Source organism: Mesorhizobium sp. B2-3-2, assembly GCF_006442295.1.
Classification (GTDB): domain Bacteria; phylum Pseudomonadota; class Alphaproteobacteria; order Rhizobiales; family Rhizobiaceae; genus Mesorhizobium.
Genome location: NZ_VFWA01000001.1, coordinates 493663 through 511454 on the forward strand (window position 1 = coordinate 493663; position 17792 = coordinate 511454).

19 protein-coding genes are annotated in these 17792 nt (G+C 62.9%); 9 read left to right on the forward strand and 10 right to left on the reverse strand.

Annotation, left to right across the window (positions count from 1 at the left end; genetic code table 11):
- Positions 1 to 84: 84 nt before the first annotated feature.
- The 9 genes from FJ964_RS02470 to FJ964_RS02510 all read right to left on the reverse strand — a co-directional run bounded on the left by FJ964_RS02470 (position 85) and on the right by FJ964_RS02510 (position 7726).
- The gene (locus tag FJ964_RS02470) at positions 85 to 1149 is read right to left on the reverse strand and encodes a GH25 family lysozyme (protein WP_140548830.1); all 1065 of its coding nucleotides are present in this window, start codon (positions 1147 to 1149) and stop codon (positions 85 to 87) included.
- A gap of 171 nt (positions 1150 to 1320) precedes the next feature.
- Positions 1321 to 2106, reverse strand: coding sequence for a phosphodiester glycosidase family protein (locus FJ964_RS02475; RefSeq protein ID WP_140548832.1), 786 nt, complete (start codon positions 2104 to 2106; stop codon positions 1321 to 1323).
- Between the two features lie 131 nt (positions 2107 to 2237).
- Positions 2238 to 2864 (reverse strand): transglutaminase-like cysteine peptidase, encoded by a 627-nt coding sequence (locus FJ964_RS02480; protein ID WP_140548834.1) that lies wholly within the window; start codon positions 2862 to 2864, stop codon positions 2238 to 2240.
- Between the two features lie 207 nt (positions 2865 to 3071).
- Positions 3072 to 3944 (reverse strand): undecaprenyl-diphosphate phosphatase, encoded by an 873-nt coding sequence (locus FJ964_RS02485; RefSeq protein WP_140548836.1) that lies wholly within the window; start codon positions 3942 to 3944, stop codon positions 3072 to 3074.
- A 271-nt stretch (positions 3945 to 4215) separates the two neighbouring features.
- Positions 4216 to 4413, reverse strand: a complete 198-nt coding sequence (locus FJ964_RS02490) for a hypothetical protein (RefSeq protein ID WP_140493757.1) — start codon at positions 4411 to 4413, stop codon at positions 4216 to 4218.
- Between the two features lie 270 nt (positions 4414 to 4683).
- Positions 4684 to 5079: a GFA family protein gene (locus FJ964_RS02495; RefSeq protein ID WP_140548838.1), complete on the reverse strand. Its 396-nt coding sequence runs from the start codon at positions 5077 to 5079 to the stop codon at positions 4684 to 4686.
- Between the two features lie 148 nt (positions 5080 to 5227).
- The gene (locus tag FJ964_RS02500) at positions 5228 to 6184 is read right to left on the reverse strand and encodes an alpha/beta hydrolase (protein ID WP_140548840.1); all 957 of its coding nucleotides are present in this window, start codon (positions 6182 to 6184) and stop codon (positions 5228 to 5230) included.
- A 208-nt stretch (positions 6185 to 6392) separates the two neighbouring features.
- Positions 6393 to 6641 carry a ParB N-terminal domain-containing protein gene (locus tag FJ964_RS02505; RefSeq protein WP_006206067.1) on the reverse strand — a complete coding sequence of 83 codons (249 nt, stop codon included), beginning with the start codon at positions 6639 to 6641 and terminating at the stop codon, positions 6393 to 6395.
- A 125-nt stretch (positions 6642 to 6766) separates the two neighbouring features.
- Complete coding sequence (locus FJ964_RS02510) at positions 6767 to 7726, reverse strand: LysR family transcriptional regulator (protein ID WP_140548842.1); 960 nt, start codon at positions 7724 to 7726, stop codon at positions 6767 to 6769.
- A gap of 133 nt (positions 7727 to 7859) precedes the next feature.
- Here FJ964_RS02510 and FJ964_RS02515 point away from each other — a divergent pair, with 133 nt between their 5' ends.
- The 9 genes from FJ964_RS02515 (at position 7860) to FJ964_RS02560 (ending at position 16490) form a co-directional block, all read left to right on the forward strand.
- Positions 7860 to 8642, forward strand: a complete 783-nt coding sequence (locus tag FJ964_RS02515; RefSeq protein ID WP_140548844.1) for an ABC transporter substrate-binding protein — start codon at positions 7860 to 7862, stop codon at positions 8640 to 8642.
- 56 nt (positions 8643 to 8698) lie between these two features.
- Positions 8699 to 9346: an amino acid ABC transporter permease gene (locus FJ964_RS02520; RefSeq protein WP_140548846.1), complete on the forward strand. Its 648-nt coding sequence runs from the start codon at positions 8699 to 8701 to the stop codon at positions 9344 to 9346.
- Between the two features lie 12 nt (positions 9347 to 9358).
- A complete protein-coding gene (locus FJ964_RS02525) occupies positions 9359 to 10018 on the forward strand; it encodes an amino acid ABC transporter permease (RefSeq protein WP_140548848.1) in 660 nt (219 codons plus the stop codon).
- A complete protein-coding gene (locus FJ964_RS02530) occupies positions 10015 to 10779 on the forward strand; it encodes an amino acid ABC transporter ATP-binding protein (protein ID WP_140548850.1) in 765 nt (254 codons plus the stop codon). Before FJ964_RS02525 ends, FJ964_RS02530 begins: the two co-directional genes overlap by 4 nt.
- Before the next feature lie 8 nt (positions 10780 to 10787).
- Positions 10788 to 12428, forward strand: a complete 1641-nt coding sequence (locus FJ964_RS02535; RefSeq protein WP_140548852.1) for a N,N-dimethylformamidase beta subunit family domain-containing protein — start codon at positions 10788 to 10790, stop codon at positions 12426 to 12428.
- Position 12429: 1 nt separating this feature from the next.
- Positions 12430 to 13815 (forward strand): aspartate aminotransferase family protein, encoded by a 1386-nt coding sequence (locus tag FJ964_RS02540; RefSeq protein WP_140548854.1) that lies wholly within the window; start codon positions 12430 to 12432, stop codon positions 13813 to 13815.
- A gap of 4 nt (positions 13816 to 13819) precedes the next feature.
- Entirely contained in the window at positions 13820 to 14749 is a 930-nt protein-coding gene (locus FJ964_RS02545) for a 3-keto-5-aminohexanoate cleavage protein (protein ID WP_140548856.1), read from the forward strand.
- A 191-nt stretch (positions 14750 to 14940) separates the two neighbouring features.
- Complete coding sequence (locus FJ964_RS02555) at positions 14941 to 15465, forward strand: GNAT family N-acetyltransferase (RefSeq protein WP_140548860.1); 525 nt, start codon at positions 14941 to 14943, stop codon at positions 15463 to 15465.
- Positions 15462 to 16490, forward strand: coding sequence for a histone deacetylase family protein (locus tag FJ964_RS02560; protein WP_140548862.1), 1029 nt, complete (start codon positions 15462 to 15464; stop codon positions 16488 to 16490). Before FJ964_RS02555 ends, FJ964_RS02560 begins: the two co-directional genes overlap by 4 nt.
- Positions 16491 to 16505: 15 nt before the next feature.
- Here FJ964_RS02560 and FJ964_RS02565 read toward each other — a convergent pair whose 3' ends face one another.
- On the reverse strand, positions 16506 to 17774 hold the full coding sequence (locus FJ964_RS02565) for a cysteine desulfurase-like protein (protein WP_181172337.1): 1269 nt from the start codon (positions 17772 to 17774) through the stop codon (positions 16506 to 16508).
- Positions 17775 to 17792: the final 18 nt, after the last annotated feature.

Genomic DNA, 17792 nt, shown 5'->3' on the forward strand with positions numbered 1-17792 from the left:
TTGGGGCCCCTTTCGCGGAGCGAGGAGTCAACGGCAAGAGCAAGCAGCTCAAACAGGCACTAGGACGGGGCGAATGGCGCCGCCTCAATCCGCGTCGGCCACCATTTGCCGGCCGCCGGCCCAGGCGCGCCATTGCCGCTCGTCGCCGTGGAAGACGTTGAGGTCGATGCGGCCGGTGACGCCATGCGAGAGGCCGGAGCCGGAATATTGCCAGAACAGCCATTTGCGGCCGGGATAGACTTTTGAGGGGTGCTGCGCCACGGCGCGCAGCCAGAATGAATAATCGAGGAATTCGCCCCGGAGATTGTCGCGGTAGAAATCGGGCGCGGTGTAGATGATGGGCCGCTGGCCGTAGTGGCGTTCAAGTTTGTCCATGAACACCTGCATCTTCTCCAGCACCTTTTCACGCGACGGGCGTCGCTTGCAGCTGGATTCGCCGTTCCACTCGACATCGATCACCGGCGGCAAGGCACCGTCGACCTTGGGCACGTTGCGGATGAACCAGTCGGCCTGCTCGCCGGCGGTGCGGCACCAGTAGAAGAAGTGATAGGCGCCGCGCTTCAGTCCGGCGGCGTCGGCGTTGCGCCAGTTTTTCATGAACAGGGGATCGAGATGGTCGCCACCGTCCGTGGCCTTGATATAGGCGAAGTTGGCGCCCTGTGCGCGCAGCTTCTCCCAGTTGACGTTGCCTTGCCAGCGCGACACGTCGACACCATGCACGGCAAGGTGACGGGGCGAGGAGCGGCCGAAATTGATCGGCTTGGCATCGCGAAAGCCGTAGCGCGTGACCGGCCCGGCAAGCATCGCAGGGGCTGCCCGCGACAAGAGCTTCGGCGGCGACACCAGCGCCGCTGGCTCGACGACCGGCGGCTCCACGCTGTCCGGCAGGTCGGGCGCCGGAAACGCCACCGTCTCTTCCTCGGCCAGGCCGTAAGGCCGGACATTCTCGTCCGCCGGCACGGCTTCCGCCACTCTGCGTTCAGCCTTTCTCACTGGGACCGATGCGATCGGCGCGCTGGGCCGCACGACCGAGCTGGTGATCTCGTTCGATGGTTTCTGCATGTCCAGCGCGTCCATGCCCGATGTCGATGAGCAGCCGGCAAGGCACAGCGATGCGATCACGAAACTGACGGCGCCTGGTAACCGCATCTTGACCTGTACTCAAACACAACAGACCGAAGGCGACGGCCGACGGACAAACCAGGTCTAGTTATGAACGGGAAATTACCAATAAAGATTGAATCAAGTTTTTAAGCATGTTGGGCACGGTTCCGAGTGTCGGCCGTGCGCGGTCACAAGCGCAATCTAGGCCTGCCGATCCTATCGCCTGAAGACGCCGATCATCGGCCCCAGATTCCAGTAGTCGTCATTGCGGCCGATGGCCGGCGCGAGCAAGCTCGATATCGACCCGTCGAGGAACAGCGCATTGTCGCAGCCGAGCCCGTCGCGAAACAGGCGTGCGAATGCATGGAATGTCACCGTGCCATTCGAAATGGCGAAGACGGCGACACCGTCCCTTCGCACCCCGACACCGTCGCGCGTCTTGCGCGAGGTGCTGTCGGCCCGGAATTTCTGGTGCAATCGGCCGTCGATCACCAGCATCGGTCCGGACTGCGTGGCATAGTCGGTGGGCGGACGCTTCTTTAGGAAATCCCTTGTCGCGCGGACCGCGGCCTTGCCGTCGCTGATGTAGAAAATACCATTGGGCTGGAGCGAAAAATTGCCGCTTCCCGACCCGACCTTCGCCGGGGCCAGTTCCTGCCCGCGCTCGATATACAGGCCGACCGGCGCGAGGTTTGGATGGTACATGCCGGCATTGATGGCGAACAGCATCGTGCGCCCGGCCTGCCGCTGGGCGTCGCCGAGATTGTGCAGCGACTGGTAGGGCTTGCCGGCCGGGTCCTTCCAGAACAGTTCGATCCGATAGTGTTTGGGATCGACCTCACAGACGAGATAGCTGGTGGCCTCGAAGGCGAAGTCGCGGCACGGCGGTACCGAGGCGAGCCACTGGCCGAGCGCCATGCCGATCGCCGCCGCCGACGGCAGCGCGGTCTTGATCAGCGCGAGCAGCAAAGGCGCGGATTGGAGGACAGTCAAAAGATCCATGTGCGCACCGGATTGCCAGTCCAACGAGCCGCTGCCAGCATTCGCCGGCGCGACGCAAGACCGGTCCCAAGAGGGAATGGATCAGACGGCCAAGGTCGAAGTGCGGCTGCCGATATCAGAAAGCGGCGACATCATTGAACAGAGCTGACGAGCCGCTCGTCGCCGCCAAGGATGGAAACCCAGCGACCGCTGTTGTCGCTCGCCTGTCTCTTCAGGTAACGATAGCCTGTCTGGTTCCAGAGGCGAACCTTGTCGCTGAGATTGTCGAGGATGAAATCGCCCTTGTCGGTGCGCACCGTGAGCACGGCGTGGCCTTCGCCGTCCGGCTTGCGCACCACCGTCATCAGCAGATTGGCGATGGCAATGCCGGCGGCCTTGAGCTCGCGCTGCTTTTCAAGCGCGTAGTCTTCGCAGTCGCCAAACCCGTTGTCGGGATAGGCCCACCACTCGTCCTTGCCGTAATTGTCGATGTCGCTCATCGGCTTGACGCGGGTGTTGACCGAGAGATTCACGGCGGAAATTTGCCGCAACAGCTGGCCGGTCATGCTCTCCGGCGCGTTGTCGGGCGAGCGGATGGAGCATTCGGCGGAATGGACCTTGCAAAAATCATAGTGCCCGATCGGCTGGGAGGTTTGCCCGCCGATCGTCATGGAAAGCGGTCCCGCATTCGCCAAACCCGCGGCCGAACAAAAAGCCGTCAGCGCAAACGCGAACCCCAAACCCGTCGCCTTGCGGCGCCAACCCACCGAGGATGCCATACGGCCCCACCCATCTATTTTTGTTAACAGAACGTTAAAGATGGATTTTGCCCGGAGTCAATGAAGGCGGCCGATCACATCTTTGGCGATCGACGCATGCCCGACCAGGGTTGCGCCGAAGCAACACCGGCAAGCACATTCCTGGAAGTGCCTTTTAGTCCTTGTGTGAAGCCGGCGGAAAACCGCTACGCACTTTCCTGGAATGCTTTAGGCAAGCCATCCCATGGCCAGCCCCAGCAGCAGGGCGATGCCGAGCACGCCGCGATAGATGACGAAAGGCCAGGCCGAGAAGCGTTCCAGCACGCGCATCAGGCCCCATATGGCGAGGAAGGCGGATAGCGAGGCAACCACCAGGCCGACCGCGAGGATCGACCAGCCATGGGCATCGAGATGAGCCTTGTGCAGTTCCCAGAGCTCCTTGAGACTGGCGAGCGCGATGGCCGGCAGCCCCAGCAGGAATGAAAAGCGCGCCGCTTCTTCCCGCTTGAAGCCGAGCCCCAGTGCTGCCGTCAAGGTCGAGCCGGACCGCGAGACGCCCGGGATCAATGCGCCGATTTGGGCGACGCCGACGAGCAGCGCATCGGCCATGGACGCCTGGCCCATGGTGCGCGCATGGCGGGCACGGAGTTCGGCCAGCGCCAGCAGGAGTGCCATAACGATGCAGGCCCAGCCGATGACCCCGAGGCCGCGCAGCGGTGAATTGCAGGCGTTGAGAAGGCCAGACAGAGCCACGCCCGCGACGACGATCGGGATCGTCGCCAGCATGATCCAGAGCGCCAGCCGGAAATGCCGGTCGGCGAAATCGCGCCGTTTCAAGGCGCCGAGCGAACCGGACAGGATGTCCCTGACATCGTTCCAGAAGTAGCTGATCACCGCGGCGAGGGCCGCAAGCTGCATGGCGGCGGAGAAAGCGGAGCCGGGATCTTGCCAGCCCAGCACCGCCGGGACGACGCGCATGTGGGCGGTCGAGGAAATCGGCAGCAGTTCGGTGATGCCTTGCACCAAGCCGAGAAATGCGACCTTGGCATAGCCCAGGCCGACAAAGCCCATGTCCATGCCTTGCATGCAGCTGTCGGCCATGTCGAATTCCATGTCAGAGATCGGAGTTGCGCGGACAACGACTGATGGCGATCGGCCCGAGGCAAGCCATACCGCCATGGGGAGGAAAATCAATTTACGGATTTGTGAACTGGCGCCCGCGGACGGGTGTCACCGGGCTCGGAAAGCGTGGTCGAATGTCAACACTGCGCGGCCCCGGCGGAGGCCGCGCCAGGCAGTGGCCAGACCGGCCCGTTGGGTCGGTCTGCAAAAACTGGAGGAAATCACGATGCGATCGGGGGCACAGCCGCGATCAGGGGCACAGCCAGAGTTTCTGGCACGCCCTGGCGATCACGTGCGCCGGCGGGACAACCGGCTCCTCGACGGAAGGCCGACGCGCCCGTTCGAGCAGCATGCGCACCTGTTCCGGGCGCACACGATCGCGCTCCATCACAAGCAGGACCATCGGATCGCTCAAAAGCTCGTCCAGGGTACTGATGCTGTCGTTCATCCGTCGTCTCCTCGAATGCCGGCCCGCACCGGTTAAATAGGGAGACAATGATGGCTCGCCAATGACGCTTTGCCGGCTTTCGCGTGACTGTTTCGATTATTTCGTGACTGTTTCGATTAATTTTTGTCATGGTCACGTGACTTCATCCCTCTGTTGGCCCGAAGGGTGGATGCGTGGCAGTGCCACACTTCATCCAGCACGCCTCAACCGTCTCGGCGCTCGATCCCCGATCCATCTTCTTTCATAAGTCGAAAAGGGAGGCCGGAGGCCTTAGGCAGGCGGCGCGCCTTCGTGCTGCGGCAAGCCGTCATCGAGCACCACCCAAGGTTGCTTGGAGGCGGTCCAGATGTGCATCTGCGGCTTGAAGACGGACGGATCATCGAGTGAGCCGGTGGTGACGCCTATGATGCCGGCGGCATCGCGCCGCGAAAACATCGTCGTGCCGCAGTTGGGGCAAAACCCGCGCTTGATATCCGGCGAGCTGTTCACAATCGCGAACGGCCCTTCGACCGTCACATCGTCGATGCGAAACAGCACACGCGCATTGAAGGCGGCGCCGATCGCTTTTTGACAAAGCCGACAATGGCAGATGCGTTCGTTGACGGGCTCGACGTCGGCGCGATAACGCACCGCTCCGCACAGGCATCCGCCGTGATATTTAGCCATTGCCGTATCCGTTCCCGAGAGGATTTGATGCGAGACTATCGACGCCCGACATTGGGTCAATTCAAAAGCATTGATGCGATCCCATCGACGGCTGCGATGAAACTGCCGGCCGCCTCAAGGAGACTGCCGGCACTCAATACCGGACAAGCTATTCGGTTTCGCCGACTACCTCGTCCCAGCTCTTCACCTTGGTCTGACCATCGAGGAACGGCAGTGCTGCCGCAGTCAGTTCCGGGGCGAAGAAGACGTCGTAGTGCGTGCGGTTGGGCAGGATCGCCAGGCGGTTCCGCGACAGGTTCTCGCGCATCCAACCAGCGTCCTTCAACCCGCCGCCGAGCATCTGGTAAAACTTGATCTCGTGCTCGGGCTTGTACATGTCGCTGTCGCCATAGGCGAGCATGACCGGCATCTTGAGCTGGGGAACATCGGCCGAGTAGTCGTAGTTCTGGCGCATGAAGTTGCCGAGCGTGTCGAGCAGCTTCGGGAACTCCTCGGGATGCGGCGCGACGGCGACGTAGGATTTGTACATCGGCGTGTTCTTCATGAAGGGGGCGGCGGCCGCGCTCACCTGCGCCTGCTGCGGGCGCATCTCGTCATAGAACCCGTCGGCGGCATAGCCGGTCGAGACCAGCACAAGCCGGCGCACCGCTTCGGGATGCTGGACAGCCATGCGGAAGGCGACGCCGCCACCCAGCGAATAGCCCATGACGTCGACATGATCGTAGCCGAGCGCCTTGACGATATCGGCCATGTCGTTGCCCATCGCCTCCAGCGTGAACGGCCGGTCGCCAAGCGCGGTGCGGCCATGACCTTGCAGGTCGACGGTGATGACAGTGCGATGTTCGGCAAGCTTTGGCAGGATGGGGACGAACATGTCCGCTGTGCCGAGACCGCCATGCAGCAGAAGCAGCGGCTCACCCTTGCCGTGGACGGCATAATAGTAGTTCAGGCCGTTGATCGGCAGCAGGCCGGATTTTTCAGGCTTCGGCGGTGTCTTCGCTTCGGTCGTCATGGCAGATTTTACCTCGTTTGCGTTGGTGATGCCCGGACAGGCGAGAAGCGCCGCGGCCGAAGCAAGAATGGCGAAAAGCAGGGCTTTGGACATATCGATCTCCTCCAGTCCGTCCGTGTGTCGGTGGGTTCCTGAGCTGGCTGGTCCATCGGCCCCAACCCGCGCGAAAACCGATCGAGAATATTGGTCTGACCCGGCTTTCCGTCCCAAGGACGAACCAGCGAAATGCAAACCGACATCATCAAGGAGAAATTCTGGGGCTTTCCCGTGGATGGGGATCAACGGCGAAATCGAGGACGCCTCAGTGGCGCTTGGCTTGCACCAGATAAGCATCGATCTCGGTCTCGCCGAGCCACTTGGCCGCTTCCAGCCGGTGCAGGCCTTCGACCAATATATGCCGTTTGCCGTCGTGGCGGACCTGGATCGGCATCTTCATGCCGTTCTCCAATATGTCCTCGGCGAGATGACGGACCGTCTCGGGATGCAGCGTCTTCTTGCGCGCCGTCGGCACGTAGATGTCGTCGACCTTGACCTTCTGCACTCTGAGCATGTCGACCCCCTGGGCGGAACGCCGCCTTGTCCTGAGATAGTCGCTTTGTTGACGAGGGCCAAGGGCATGGCGACGAATAGGGAGGCAAGCGGGTTTGTCTGCCGCCGCACATTCGATATTGCATATCAGCCTTTGTAGATACGGTCCTCGAGCGGCGTTTCGGCGATCAGCGTCTGCAGGCCCGACAGCAACGCCTTCTCGGCGCGGTTCATAGCCTTGTCCGGATTGACCAGCAGGAAGATGTCGATAGCCGGCGGCGCATCGTAGGGCGGCAGCCGCCAGAGCGTGCCGTCGGCCACATCGCGCCGCGCGACATGCAGCGGCAGCGGGCCGATGCCGAGCCCGGCGACGATCATGCGCCGCACCTCCTCCAGGCTCGACGACACGCCCACGACATCCGCGTTCAGCCGTGCTTCGCTGCGCAACAGCGCGACCGGCCGCAGCGCATCCGATATATGATCGGTCTGGAACGATACCGAGGGCTCGTCGCGGAGATCGGCGAGCGTCAGTCCGGTTTGCCCGTAGAGCCTGTGCCGCGGCCCGCAGAAGAAGCCGAAGAACTCGCGATAGACCATGTCGTATTGCAGCGCCGGATCGCGCTGGCTGACCAGGCAGACGCCAAACGAAGCACGACGCTCCCTCACCTGCTTGGTCACTTCCGTGCTTGCCGCGACCGAAATGGTGATGCTGGCGCGCGGATAGTTGCTGTGGAATTCCGACAGCGCCCGATCAAACAGCGGCGAGACCACATGGCTGGCGGTCGCGATCATGACATGGCCGGTGACATCGTCGCTGATGCCGCGCATCAAGAGCGGCAGTTGCGATATGGTGCCGAACACCTCGATGCTCTGCTCGTAGAGAAGCCGTCCAACCTCTGTGAGCTCGAAGCGTGTCGCGTCACGCTCGACCAGCCGCCGGCCGACCCGGTCTTCCAGCCGCCGCAGCGCATTGCTGACGCTTGGCTGCTTGAGGTTCAGCCTCTCGGCGGCACGCGTGATGCTCTTCACTTCCGCGATGACGACGAATGTCCGCAGGAGGTTCCAGTCCAGATCCCAGACCAGCCGTTCGGGGCGCGGCAATGCCATTCCTGATATCTATGCTCCCTATTTCCGTTATCTATTTGCGCAATACTGCCGCAAAGGCAATCATTGACCTCAGGAGCGCTCCAACGCCTCCCAAGAACAAGCCGTCGCGCTCCATCCAGAGGACAGGAATCAGATGAACAAAATATTTTCCGGCATTGCAGTGGCGACGCTGCTGTTTGCGTCTTCCTTCGCAGCCGTCTCGGCTCGGGCCGACGACCTCGAGAAGGTCAAGGCGGCGGGCGAATTGAAGATTTCCATGAGCGGGCAGTATCCCCCCTTCAACTTCGTCAACGACCAGAACGAGGTCGTCGGCTTCGACGCCGATATCGGCAAGGCCATCGCCGAGCGCATCGGCGTGAAGGGCACCATCATCACCACCGCCTGGGACGGCATCATCGCCGGCCTGCTCGCCAACAAATACGACACCGTGGTCGGCTCGATGACGATCACGCCGGAGCGTGAGAAGGTGGTCGATTTCGTCGGCCCCTACTACCACGCCGGCCGCGCGGTTTTCGTCAATCAGGATTCCAAGGTGCAGAGCCTCGACGAACTCAAGGGGAAGACCCTTGGCGTGACGCTCGGCGAAACGCATGAGAAATGGGCGCGCCAACAGGGCGGCTGGGACATCCGCACTTATAAGGGGCTGCCGGAATTGCTGCTGGAATTGAAGGCCGGTCGCGTCGACGCCATCGTCGTCGACAACATTCCGGTCATGGTCGCCGTCAAGGAGACCGGCGAGAAGGTGCGCAAGCTCGACACGCCGGGTATCGAAGGCGGCAGCGTCGCCATCGGCATCGCCATCCGCAAGGACAATCCGGAGCTGAAGGCCGCCATGCAGAAGGCGCTGGACGGCATGATGGCCGACGGCACCTACCAGAAGATATCCATGCACTGGGTGGGCAGCGACATCCGCTAACTTCGCCAGGCTTCGGCGGTCAAGGCCGCCTGAAGCCGAGAGCCACGGGCCATTGCATGGATTTCTCCTTGATGCAGCGCGTCTTCCCGTTCTTCGTGGAAGCCGCCTTGGTGACACTGGAACTGACAGCGCTGGCCCTGGTTCTGGGACTGGTCGCGGCAGCACTGGCCGCGACCGCAAGAATGTCGAGATCGGCGGTCCTGCGGGCCGTCGGCACGCTCTATGTGAGCCTGTTTCGCGGCACACCCTGCCTGATCCAGCTCTTCGTGCTCTATTTCGGCGGTCCGCAGATCGGCATCAATCTGGATCCGTTCGCGGCCGGCGTGATCGGCCTCGGGCTGAACATCGGCGCCTATATGGCGGAATCGATCCGCGGCGCCGTGGTGGCGGTCGACCGGGGCCAGACGGAGGCGGCGCGCACGATCGGGTTCGGCCGGTTCCAGACCTTGCGCAAGGTCGTGCTGCCGCAGGCCGCCAGGCTGATGATCCGGCCGCTCGGCGTCAACACGGTCGCGCTGCTGAAAGGGTCGGCACTGGTGTCCACCATCTCGGTCGTGGAATTGACCTACACCGCCCAGCGTTTCATCGGGTCCACCTACAAGCCGTTCGAGATCTTCGGCGTCGCGGCCCTTCTCTACATGATCATGGTCTACGCCGTCGCCCGAGTCGTCGACATGCTCGACAAGCGCTTCGCAATCGTCTGAGGGCGAAACAGAATGCAAGATTTGGATTTCACCGTCGTCGCGCCCTACTGGGATCTTCTGCTGACCGGCGCCTGGTGGACATCGGTGCTGACGGTCTCGGCGGGAGCGCTCAGCTTCGCCGGCGGCATCTTCTTTGCTGTTGTCGTACTCTACGCACCGGCAATCCTGGCCTACCCCGTGCGCGCCTTCATGTGGGTGTTCATGGGCACGCCGCTGCTGTTGCAGCTCTTCCTGATCTACTTCGGCCTGGTGCAGGTCGGCATCGACATCCCTGCCCTTGCGGCCGGCATTGTCGGCCTTGGACTGCATTTTGCCGTCTACAATGCCGATGTCATCCGCGCGGGCATCGTGGCCGTCGATGTCGGCCAGACGGAAGGCGCGCGCAGCATCGGCTTCGGCAAGTGGCAGACGCTGCGCCATGTCGTGATACCGCAGGCCATCCGCAACACGGCGCCACCCATCGGCAGCAATTTGATCGCGCTGTTGAAGGAATCCTCCATCGTCTCGGTCATCGGCATTGCCGAGCTGGTTCACTCGGCGCAACTGGCGATCAGCGAAACATTCCGCCCCTTCGAATTCTACATCACGGCCGCGGCGCTCTACTATATTCTCAATCTCGTGCTCGAGGCGGCCTTGCATCGGTTTGAAAGACATGTGGAGGTTTCCCGATGAGCACGCAGCGGCCAATGGTCGAGGTCCGCGGCGCACGCAAATCGTTTGGCGCCGTCGAGGTCCTCAGAGGCATCGACCTGTCGGTCGAACGTGGGCAGATCGTCGCCATCATCGGGCCGAGCGGCTCCGGCAAGAGCACGCTGCTGCGTTCCATCAACCATCTCGAGAGTTTGAACGGCGGCGAGGTCTGGCTGGACGGCGTACAGGTCAACCAGGAGCTGCATGGCCATGCGTTCGAAAGGCACATCAACAAGGTGCGTCAGCAGATGGGCATGGTGTTCCAGCACTTTAACCTGTTCCCGCATTTGACCGTGATCGAGAACATCACGATGGGCCCGGTGATCCTGAAAAGCATGCCAAAAGCCGAAGCTCGTGAGTTGGCGCTTGGTCTGCTGTCCAAGGTCGGGCTCGCCGACAAGATCGACGCCTATCCCTCGCGCCTTTCGGGCGGGCAGAAGCAGCGCGTGGCGATTGCCCGCGCGCTGGCCATGCAGCCCAAGGTGATGCTGTTCGACGAGGCCACCTCGGCCCTCGATCCGGAGTTGGTCGATGAGGTCAACGCGGTGATGAAGCAGCTTGCCGCCGAGCATATGACCATGCTCATCGTAACGCATGAGATGCGCTTTGCCGGCGAAGTGGCGGACAGAGTGCTGTTCATGGATGGCGGCGTGGTGGTGGAAGAAGGCCCGCCGGGCGACATCTTCCGCGCCCCGCAAAAGGAACGCACCCGCACCTTCCTCAAGAAATACCTTTCCGCCTGAGCATGACAATGACCAGATTGACCGCTGAATTCCCCGATTTCGGACTGACGCCAGAGCAGCGCCGCCACGCAGTGCGCGGCCACTATTATGAGTGGCCAGGCATGGATGGCGAGCGCGGCGAAATCTGGTGCTACAGCGACCGGTTTTCCTATCGCGCCGGCGAGACAGTGACGCTGCATGTCAGTTCGACGGCACCGTCCTTCAGCATGGCGATCGTCCGCGACGGCAGCACGGAAACGAGAATGTTCGAGAAATCGGGCATTGCGGCGCGTTGGCAGGAAAGTCCAGACCAGTGTTCGGCCGAAGGCTGCGGCTGGGAGGCCTCGTTCGAATTCCGCATCGGCAGCGACTGGCCGTCCGGGGCCTATCGCGTGACGCTGACCGCGGACGGCCATCACGGCAAGCCCATCCAATCCTATCATCTCTTCATCGTCGCGCCCCTGCCCGGCAAGAAGACAGGCCGTGTGCTCCAGGTGGCGGCGACAGGCACCTGGCTCGCCTACAACACCTGGGGCGGCTCCAATCATTATCAGGGCATCACCGGGCCGGACCGCAACCAGTACTCGCCTGTTGTCTCGACGCAGCGCCCCTGGTGCCGCGGCTTCGTCGTGCTGCCCAAGGAGGCGCCGCGCGTGCCGCTGGAGGTCGCGGTGCCGCCAAAGACCGTGCCGCGCTATCCGCACATGGAATGGGCGCTTGCGACCGGCCATTCGAAGAAATACGCCTCGTCGGGCTGGGCGAGCTATGACAGCCATTTCTTCCGCTTCGCCGAACGGGCGGGCTACGCCGTCGACCTCGCCAGCCAGCATGATCTGCATTTCTCGCCGGACATTCTCGATGGCTACGACTGCGCCGTCTTTGTCGGCCATGACGAATACTGGACCTGGGAGATGCGCGATGCAGTCGACAGCTATGTCGAGCGCGGCGGCCATGCGGCGCGTTTCGCCGGCAATTTCATGTGGCAGACGCGGCTGGAAGATGAAGGCCGCCGCCAGGTCTGCTACAAATACCGCGCCCGCGCCGAGGATCCTGTCTATCGGGGCGGCGATGTGACCCGCGCCACCAACTCATGGGAGGCGTCCGAGATCGGCCGGCCAGGTTCGGCGACCTTCGGGCTCAACGCTACCCGTGGCCTCTATGCCGGATGGGGCGGCTGCGCGCCACGCGGTGTGCGCGGCTTTCCCGTGTATAGACCCGAGCACTGGGCCTTCGCCGGAACCGGCATCTACTATGGCGATTTGCTTGGCGCCGACAGCCATGTCTATGGCTATGAGGTCGACGGGCTGGATTTCGAAATCCGCGGCGGCCTGCCCTATCCGACCGCGACCAGCGGCGCGCCGGATGGCTTGGAGGTTCTCGCGGTCGGCATGGCCAGCCAGGTCGAGGAAAGCGCCGATATCCCGATCGAGGATCAGTTTCTCACCGACGAGGACGGCCGCTTCAGCGCCGAGACGCTGTTTGGCGATCGGAGCGCCGCCAGCCTGGAAAAAGTCAAACGCGGCAACGGCATGATCGTCAGTTTCCCGCGCGGCAAGGGCGAGGTGTTCCACGCCGGAAGCTGCGAATGGGTCGCCGGCCTGCTGAGGCAGGACCCGATGGTCGAACGCGTTACCCAAAATGTCCTCGATCGTTATCTCGGAAAGTCCTGACATGTCGAACGCCCAGACCGCCGCCCCGGACGCCGAAGCCCGGCGCCAATCGCATCTGTTCTACCTCTCCAGCCTGCGCCGGCCGCTGATCGACCGCGCCGAGGGCATTTATATGTGGACGCAGGACGGCCGCCGTTTCATCGACGGATCGAGCGGCCCAATGGTCGCCAATATCGGTCATTCCAACCGCAATGTGCTCGACGCCATGAAGCGGCAGATGGATCGCGCCACCTTCGCCTACCGGCTGCATTTCGAGAACGAGCCGGCCGAAGAGCTGGCGCGCGAACTCGCCGGCAAATTGCCCGAAGGCATGGATCGCATCTTCTTCGTCTCCGGCGGCTCGGAGGCGACGGAATCCTGCATCAAGCTGGCGCGGCAGTGGGCGGTGGCCACCGGCCAGGCCAGCCGCTGGAAGGTGATCACCCGCTTCCCCTCTTATCATGGCGGCACGCTGGGTTCGCTCTCGATCACCGGGGACGATGCGCTGGCCGAGACCTTCACGCCGATGATGAGGGTAATGCCGACCGTGCAGGCACCTACCGCCTGGCGCGACCGCGACAATCTCTCGATGGAGCAGCGCGGCATCCGCTATGCCGACATGCTGGAGGAGAAAATCCTGGCCGAGGGGCCGGAAAGCGTGGTCGCCTTCATCATGGAACCGATCGGGGGTGCTGCCACCGCGGCGCTGGTGGCGCCGGACAGCTACTATGCGCGCATCCGCGAGATCTGCGACCGCTACGGCATCCTGCTCATCCATGACGAAGTGATGAGCGGCGCCGGCCGCACCGGCAAATTCCTCGGCGGCGACCACTGGAACTGCAAGCCAGACATCGTCGCGCTGTCCAAAGGCCTGGGATCGGGTTACGCGCCGCTCGGCGCGCTGGCGGCGCCGATGCGGCTGGTGCAGCCGCTGCTTGCCTCCGGCGGCTTCCAGCACGGCCATACCTATGCCGGCAATCCGCTCGCCTGCGCCGCCGGTCTTGCCGTGCTCGGTGAAATGGACCGGCTCGACCTGATCACCAATGCGGCCGCCATGGGCGATGTGCTGATGGAGGGATTGCGGGGGCTCGCCAAGCGCTTCCCGTTCATCGCCGACGTGCGCGGAAAGGGCCTGCTCACCGGTGCCGAGATGGTTGCCGACCCCGAAACGCTGCGGCCGATAGACCAGGGCAGGAAGGCCACCCAGCGCCTGCTCGACCTCGCCTATGAGCGCGGGCTGATCATTTATGGCCGCAAGGTCAAGGGCGGTGTCGACGGCGACAATTTCATGGTCGCACCACCGATGATCGTCACCAGCGAACAGGTCGGCGAGATCGTCTCCATCATCGGCGACTCGCTCGAAGTCCTGGCAGCCGAGCTCGACCTGCCGGTCGAAGGTCAGGGATAAAACAATGGAGCCGAGAAAGGTCATCATCACCTGCGCCGTCACCGGATCGGTCCATACACCATCCATGTCGCCTTATCTGCCGGTAACGCCGGACCAGATCGCGACGGATGCCATCGCCGCGGCCGAGGCCGGCGCCTCGATCCTGCATCTCCATGCCCGAGACCCAAAAGACGGTCGGCCAACGGCCGATCCGGACGTGTTCATGCAGTTCCTGCCGCGCATCAAGCAGGCGACGGCGGCGGTGATCAACATCACCACCGGCGGCTCCTCATTGATGACGCTGGACCAGCGGCTGGCGGCACCTTTGCGGGCCGAGCCCGAAATGTGTTCGCTCAACATGGGCTCGATGAATTTCGCGCTGTTCCCGATGCTCGACAAGCCAAGGGAATGGCAACACGAATGGGAACCGAAGCTGCTGGAAGCCACACGCGACACGATTTTCAAGAATACCTTCGCCGACATGGAAGGCGTGCTGGAGAGGCTGGGCAAGGGCTGCGGCACGCGCTTCGAATTCGAGTGCTACGATGTCGGCCATCTCTATTCGCTGGCGCATTTCCGCGACCGGGGTCTGGTGTCGGGGCCGCTGTTCATTCAGTTCGTGCTAGGCATTCTGGGCGGCATCGGCGCTGATCCGGACAATCTCATCCACATGAAGCGCATCGCCGACAAGCTGTTCGGCGACAGCTACCAGTTCTCGGTGCTGGCCGCGGGCCGCCACCAGATGCCGCTGATCTCGATCGGCGCGGCCATGGGCGGCAATGTCCGTGTCGGGCTGGAAGACAGTCTCTACGACGGCCGCCAGCTGGCGAAATCCAACGCCGATCAGGTGCGCCGCATCCGTGGCATTCTCGACGGGCTGTCGCTGGAGATTGCCACGCCGGCCGAAGCACGCGACATGCTGGCGCTGAAGGGCGGCGACAGGGTGGCGTTTTGAGATGCGATTGAGATGGTAGCGCCCACCCCCCTCTGGCCTGCCGGCCATCTCCCCCTCAAGGGGGGAGATCGAACATCGCTACGGCTTTCGCTAATCACCGACATCGCAACACCGGCGGTGACCTCGAAGCTGCCAATCTCCCCCCTTGAGGGGGAGATGTCCGGTAGGACAGAGGGGGGTGCCTTGGCGCCATGCTCTCAATGAACAAGGTTCGCCCATCACAAGCGGTTACACTTCGCCCCGGCCGGATCGACGATGTCGAAACCATCCACGCGGCAATCCTGAAACTCGGAAACAATATCGGCGCGCATCAGGAGATCACCTCGACGCCAGAGGACCTGCGCCGCTACGGCTTTGGCGAAAGACCTGCCTTCTCGACCCTGATCGCCGAAGTCGATGGCGAATTCGCCGGACTGTGCCTCTATTTCCCGATCTTCTCGACCTGGATGGGGCGGCCCGGCGTCTATGTGCAGGACCTCTATGTCGAGGACCGGTTTCGCGGCCGCAGGATCGGCGAGCGCCTGCTGCGGCGCGTCGCGGCCGAGTGCCGCAAGCAAGGCGGTGTTTATCTCAGATTGTCCGTCGATACCGACAATGAGAGCGCAAAGGCCTTTTATGAACGGCTGGGCATCGCCTGGTCGAGCTACGAGCAGACGCAGAAGATCATCGGCGACGCTTTCTTCACCTTTGCCGACGCGCCGGAGGAAAAGGAATGAAAGCCTTCTACGCGCAGGAGCAGAAGCGCCACGACCCCAAGGCTTTCCTTTCCAGCGGCGCCCCGCAGCCCAATCCGGAAAAGCCGGAGCGCGTCGAGAGATTGTTGGCAGGCGCAAAATCGGCCGGCTGCACGATCGAGCGGCCGCGCAATCACGGACTTGGTCCGGTCGCGGCGGTGCACACGCCCGAATATCTCGATTTCCTGGAGCATATCTATACGCGTTGGCAACGCATTGAGGGTGCCTCGGCGGAAGTGATTCCGAACATCCACCCGATCGTGCGCAACGGCTCCTATCCGGCCTCCGCGGTCGGCCAGGCTGGGTACCACATGGCCGACACGGCCTGCCCGATCTCTAGCGAGACCTGGCAAAGCGCGCTGTGGAGCGCGTGGAGCGCGGTTGAGGCGGCGGAAGCGGTGATGGCGGGCGCGCCGGCCACCTATGCGCTTTGCCGCCCGCCCGGTCACCATGCGTTCGCCGACGTCGCCGGCGGCTTCTGTTTCATCAACAATTCGGCCGTCGCAGCACAGGTACTGCGCCGCCAAGCGGCACGGGTTGCGGTCCTCGATGTCGATCTGCATCACGGCAACGGCACGCAAGGCATCTTCTATGCGCGGCCCGACGTGCTGACCGTTTCGCTGCATGCCGATCCGGTGCGCTTCTATCCGTTCTTCTGGGGCCATGCCGACGAGCGCGGCGAAGGGCCCGGTCTCGGCTACAATTTCAACCTGCCCTTGCCACGCAAATCCGCCGACGCGGCGTTTCTGGAAGCGCTTGAGGTGGCGTTCCAGCGCATCCGCGCCTTCTCGCCCGACGCGCTGGTCGTGGCGCTCGGGCTCGACGCGTTCGAGGGTGATCCGTTCGGCGGACTTTCGGTGACGACGCCAGGTTTCTCGCGCATCGGCGAAGCCATCGCCAAGCTCGGCCTGCCGACAGCAATCGTCCAGGAAGGCGGCTATCTCTGCGACGAACTCGGTGACAACCTCACCGCTTTCCTGACCGGGTTCGGCACCAAGGCACGCTGACCGGTCGATCTCGGGTCAGGGCCGCTGCTGCCTGAGCATGGCGATGACCCGATGCACGCTCTCCAGCGTCTCATCGATCTCGCCGGATGTGTTGTAGTGGGCGATGCCGATGCGCACGACGCCTTGTTCGGCCGGAATGCCGAGCTGGTGGACGATCTCCCAGGCGTAGTTGTGGCCGGACCAGAGGAAGATGTTCTCTGCGTTCATCTGCCGGACGATCGTTTCCGGCGCGATCCCGTCGACGGTGAAGGATACCGTCGGCACACGCTCGCCGATCCGGGCGGGGTCGGTGATGCCACGGATCGTCAGCCCCTGGATATCCGACAGGCCTTCGATCAGCCTCCGGGCCAGCACGTTCTCATATGGGATCGACACTTCGAACGCCTTGGCAATGCTTTGCCGCCGTGAACCGCCCTCGCCCGCCGCGGCACCGAGATCGGCGAAATAGTCGATGGCCGCCGTCAAACCGGCCATCAGTTCGATCTGCGGCGTGCCAAGTTCGAACCGCTCCGGCAGGTTGTCTGACGAGCAGCGGCATTTGTAGGGTTGCAAGTCATCGATGACATCCCGACGGCCCCACAATATGCCCATATGCGGTCCGAAGAATTTGTAGGCCGAGCAGATCAGGAAATCGCAGCCGAGGTCCTGCACGTCGATCAGCCCATGCGGCGCGAACTGCACCGCATCGACATAGACCAGGGCACCGGCTTGTTTTGCGAGGCGCGTCAGAGATTTAACCCGATTGATCGAACCGGTCAGGTTCGAGGCATAGTTCAAAGCGACCATTCGAGTCTTCCCGGACAGAAGCCCTGTCAGCGCGGCCTCTTCGACCTGCCAGCTCTTTTCATCAAAGGGCAGCCAGCGCACGACGAGACCAAGATCCTCGGCAAGCTGCAGCCACGGCGAAACATTGCCCTCGTGGTCCATGCGCGTGAGGATGATCTCGTCGCCGGGCTTCATCGTGCGGCCGAGCGTACGCGACATGTGGTAGGTCATCGTCGTCATGTTGGCGCCGATGATGATCTCCTCAGGGCTCGCGGCGCCAAGGAAGTCGGCCATTGCGTGATGCGCTTCGTCGACGACAGCTTGAGCCGCGATCGTTGTTTCGAAATAGCCGCCGAGATTGGCGTTGGTGGTCAACAGGCAGCGCGACACTGCGTCTGCCACAGCCTGCGGCACCTGCGTGCCGGCGGGATTGTCGAGATAGATGCGCCGGCGCCCTTTATCGGTCAGAGCGAGCGCGGGGAATTTTCCACGCACTGTTTCAATCGGAAAATCCACCATCGTCTGCATCCCCCTGTT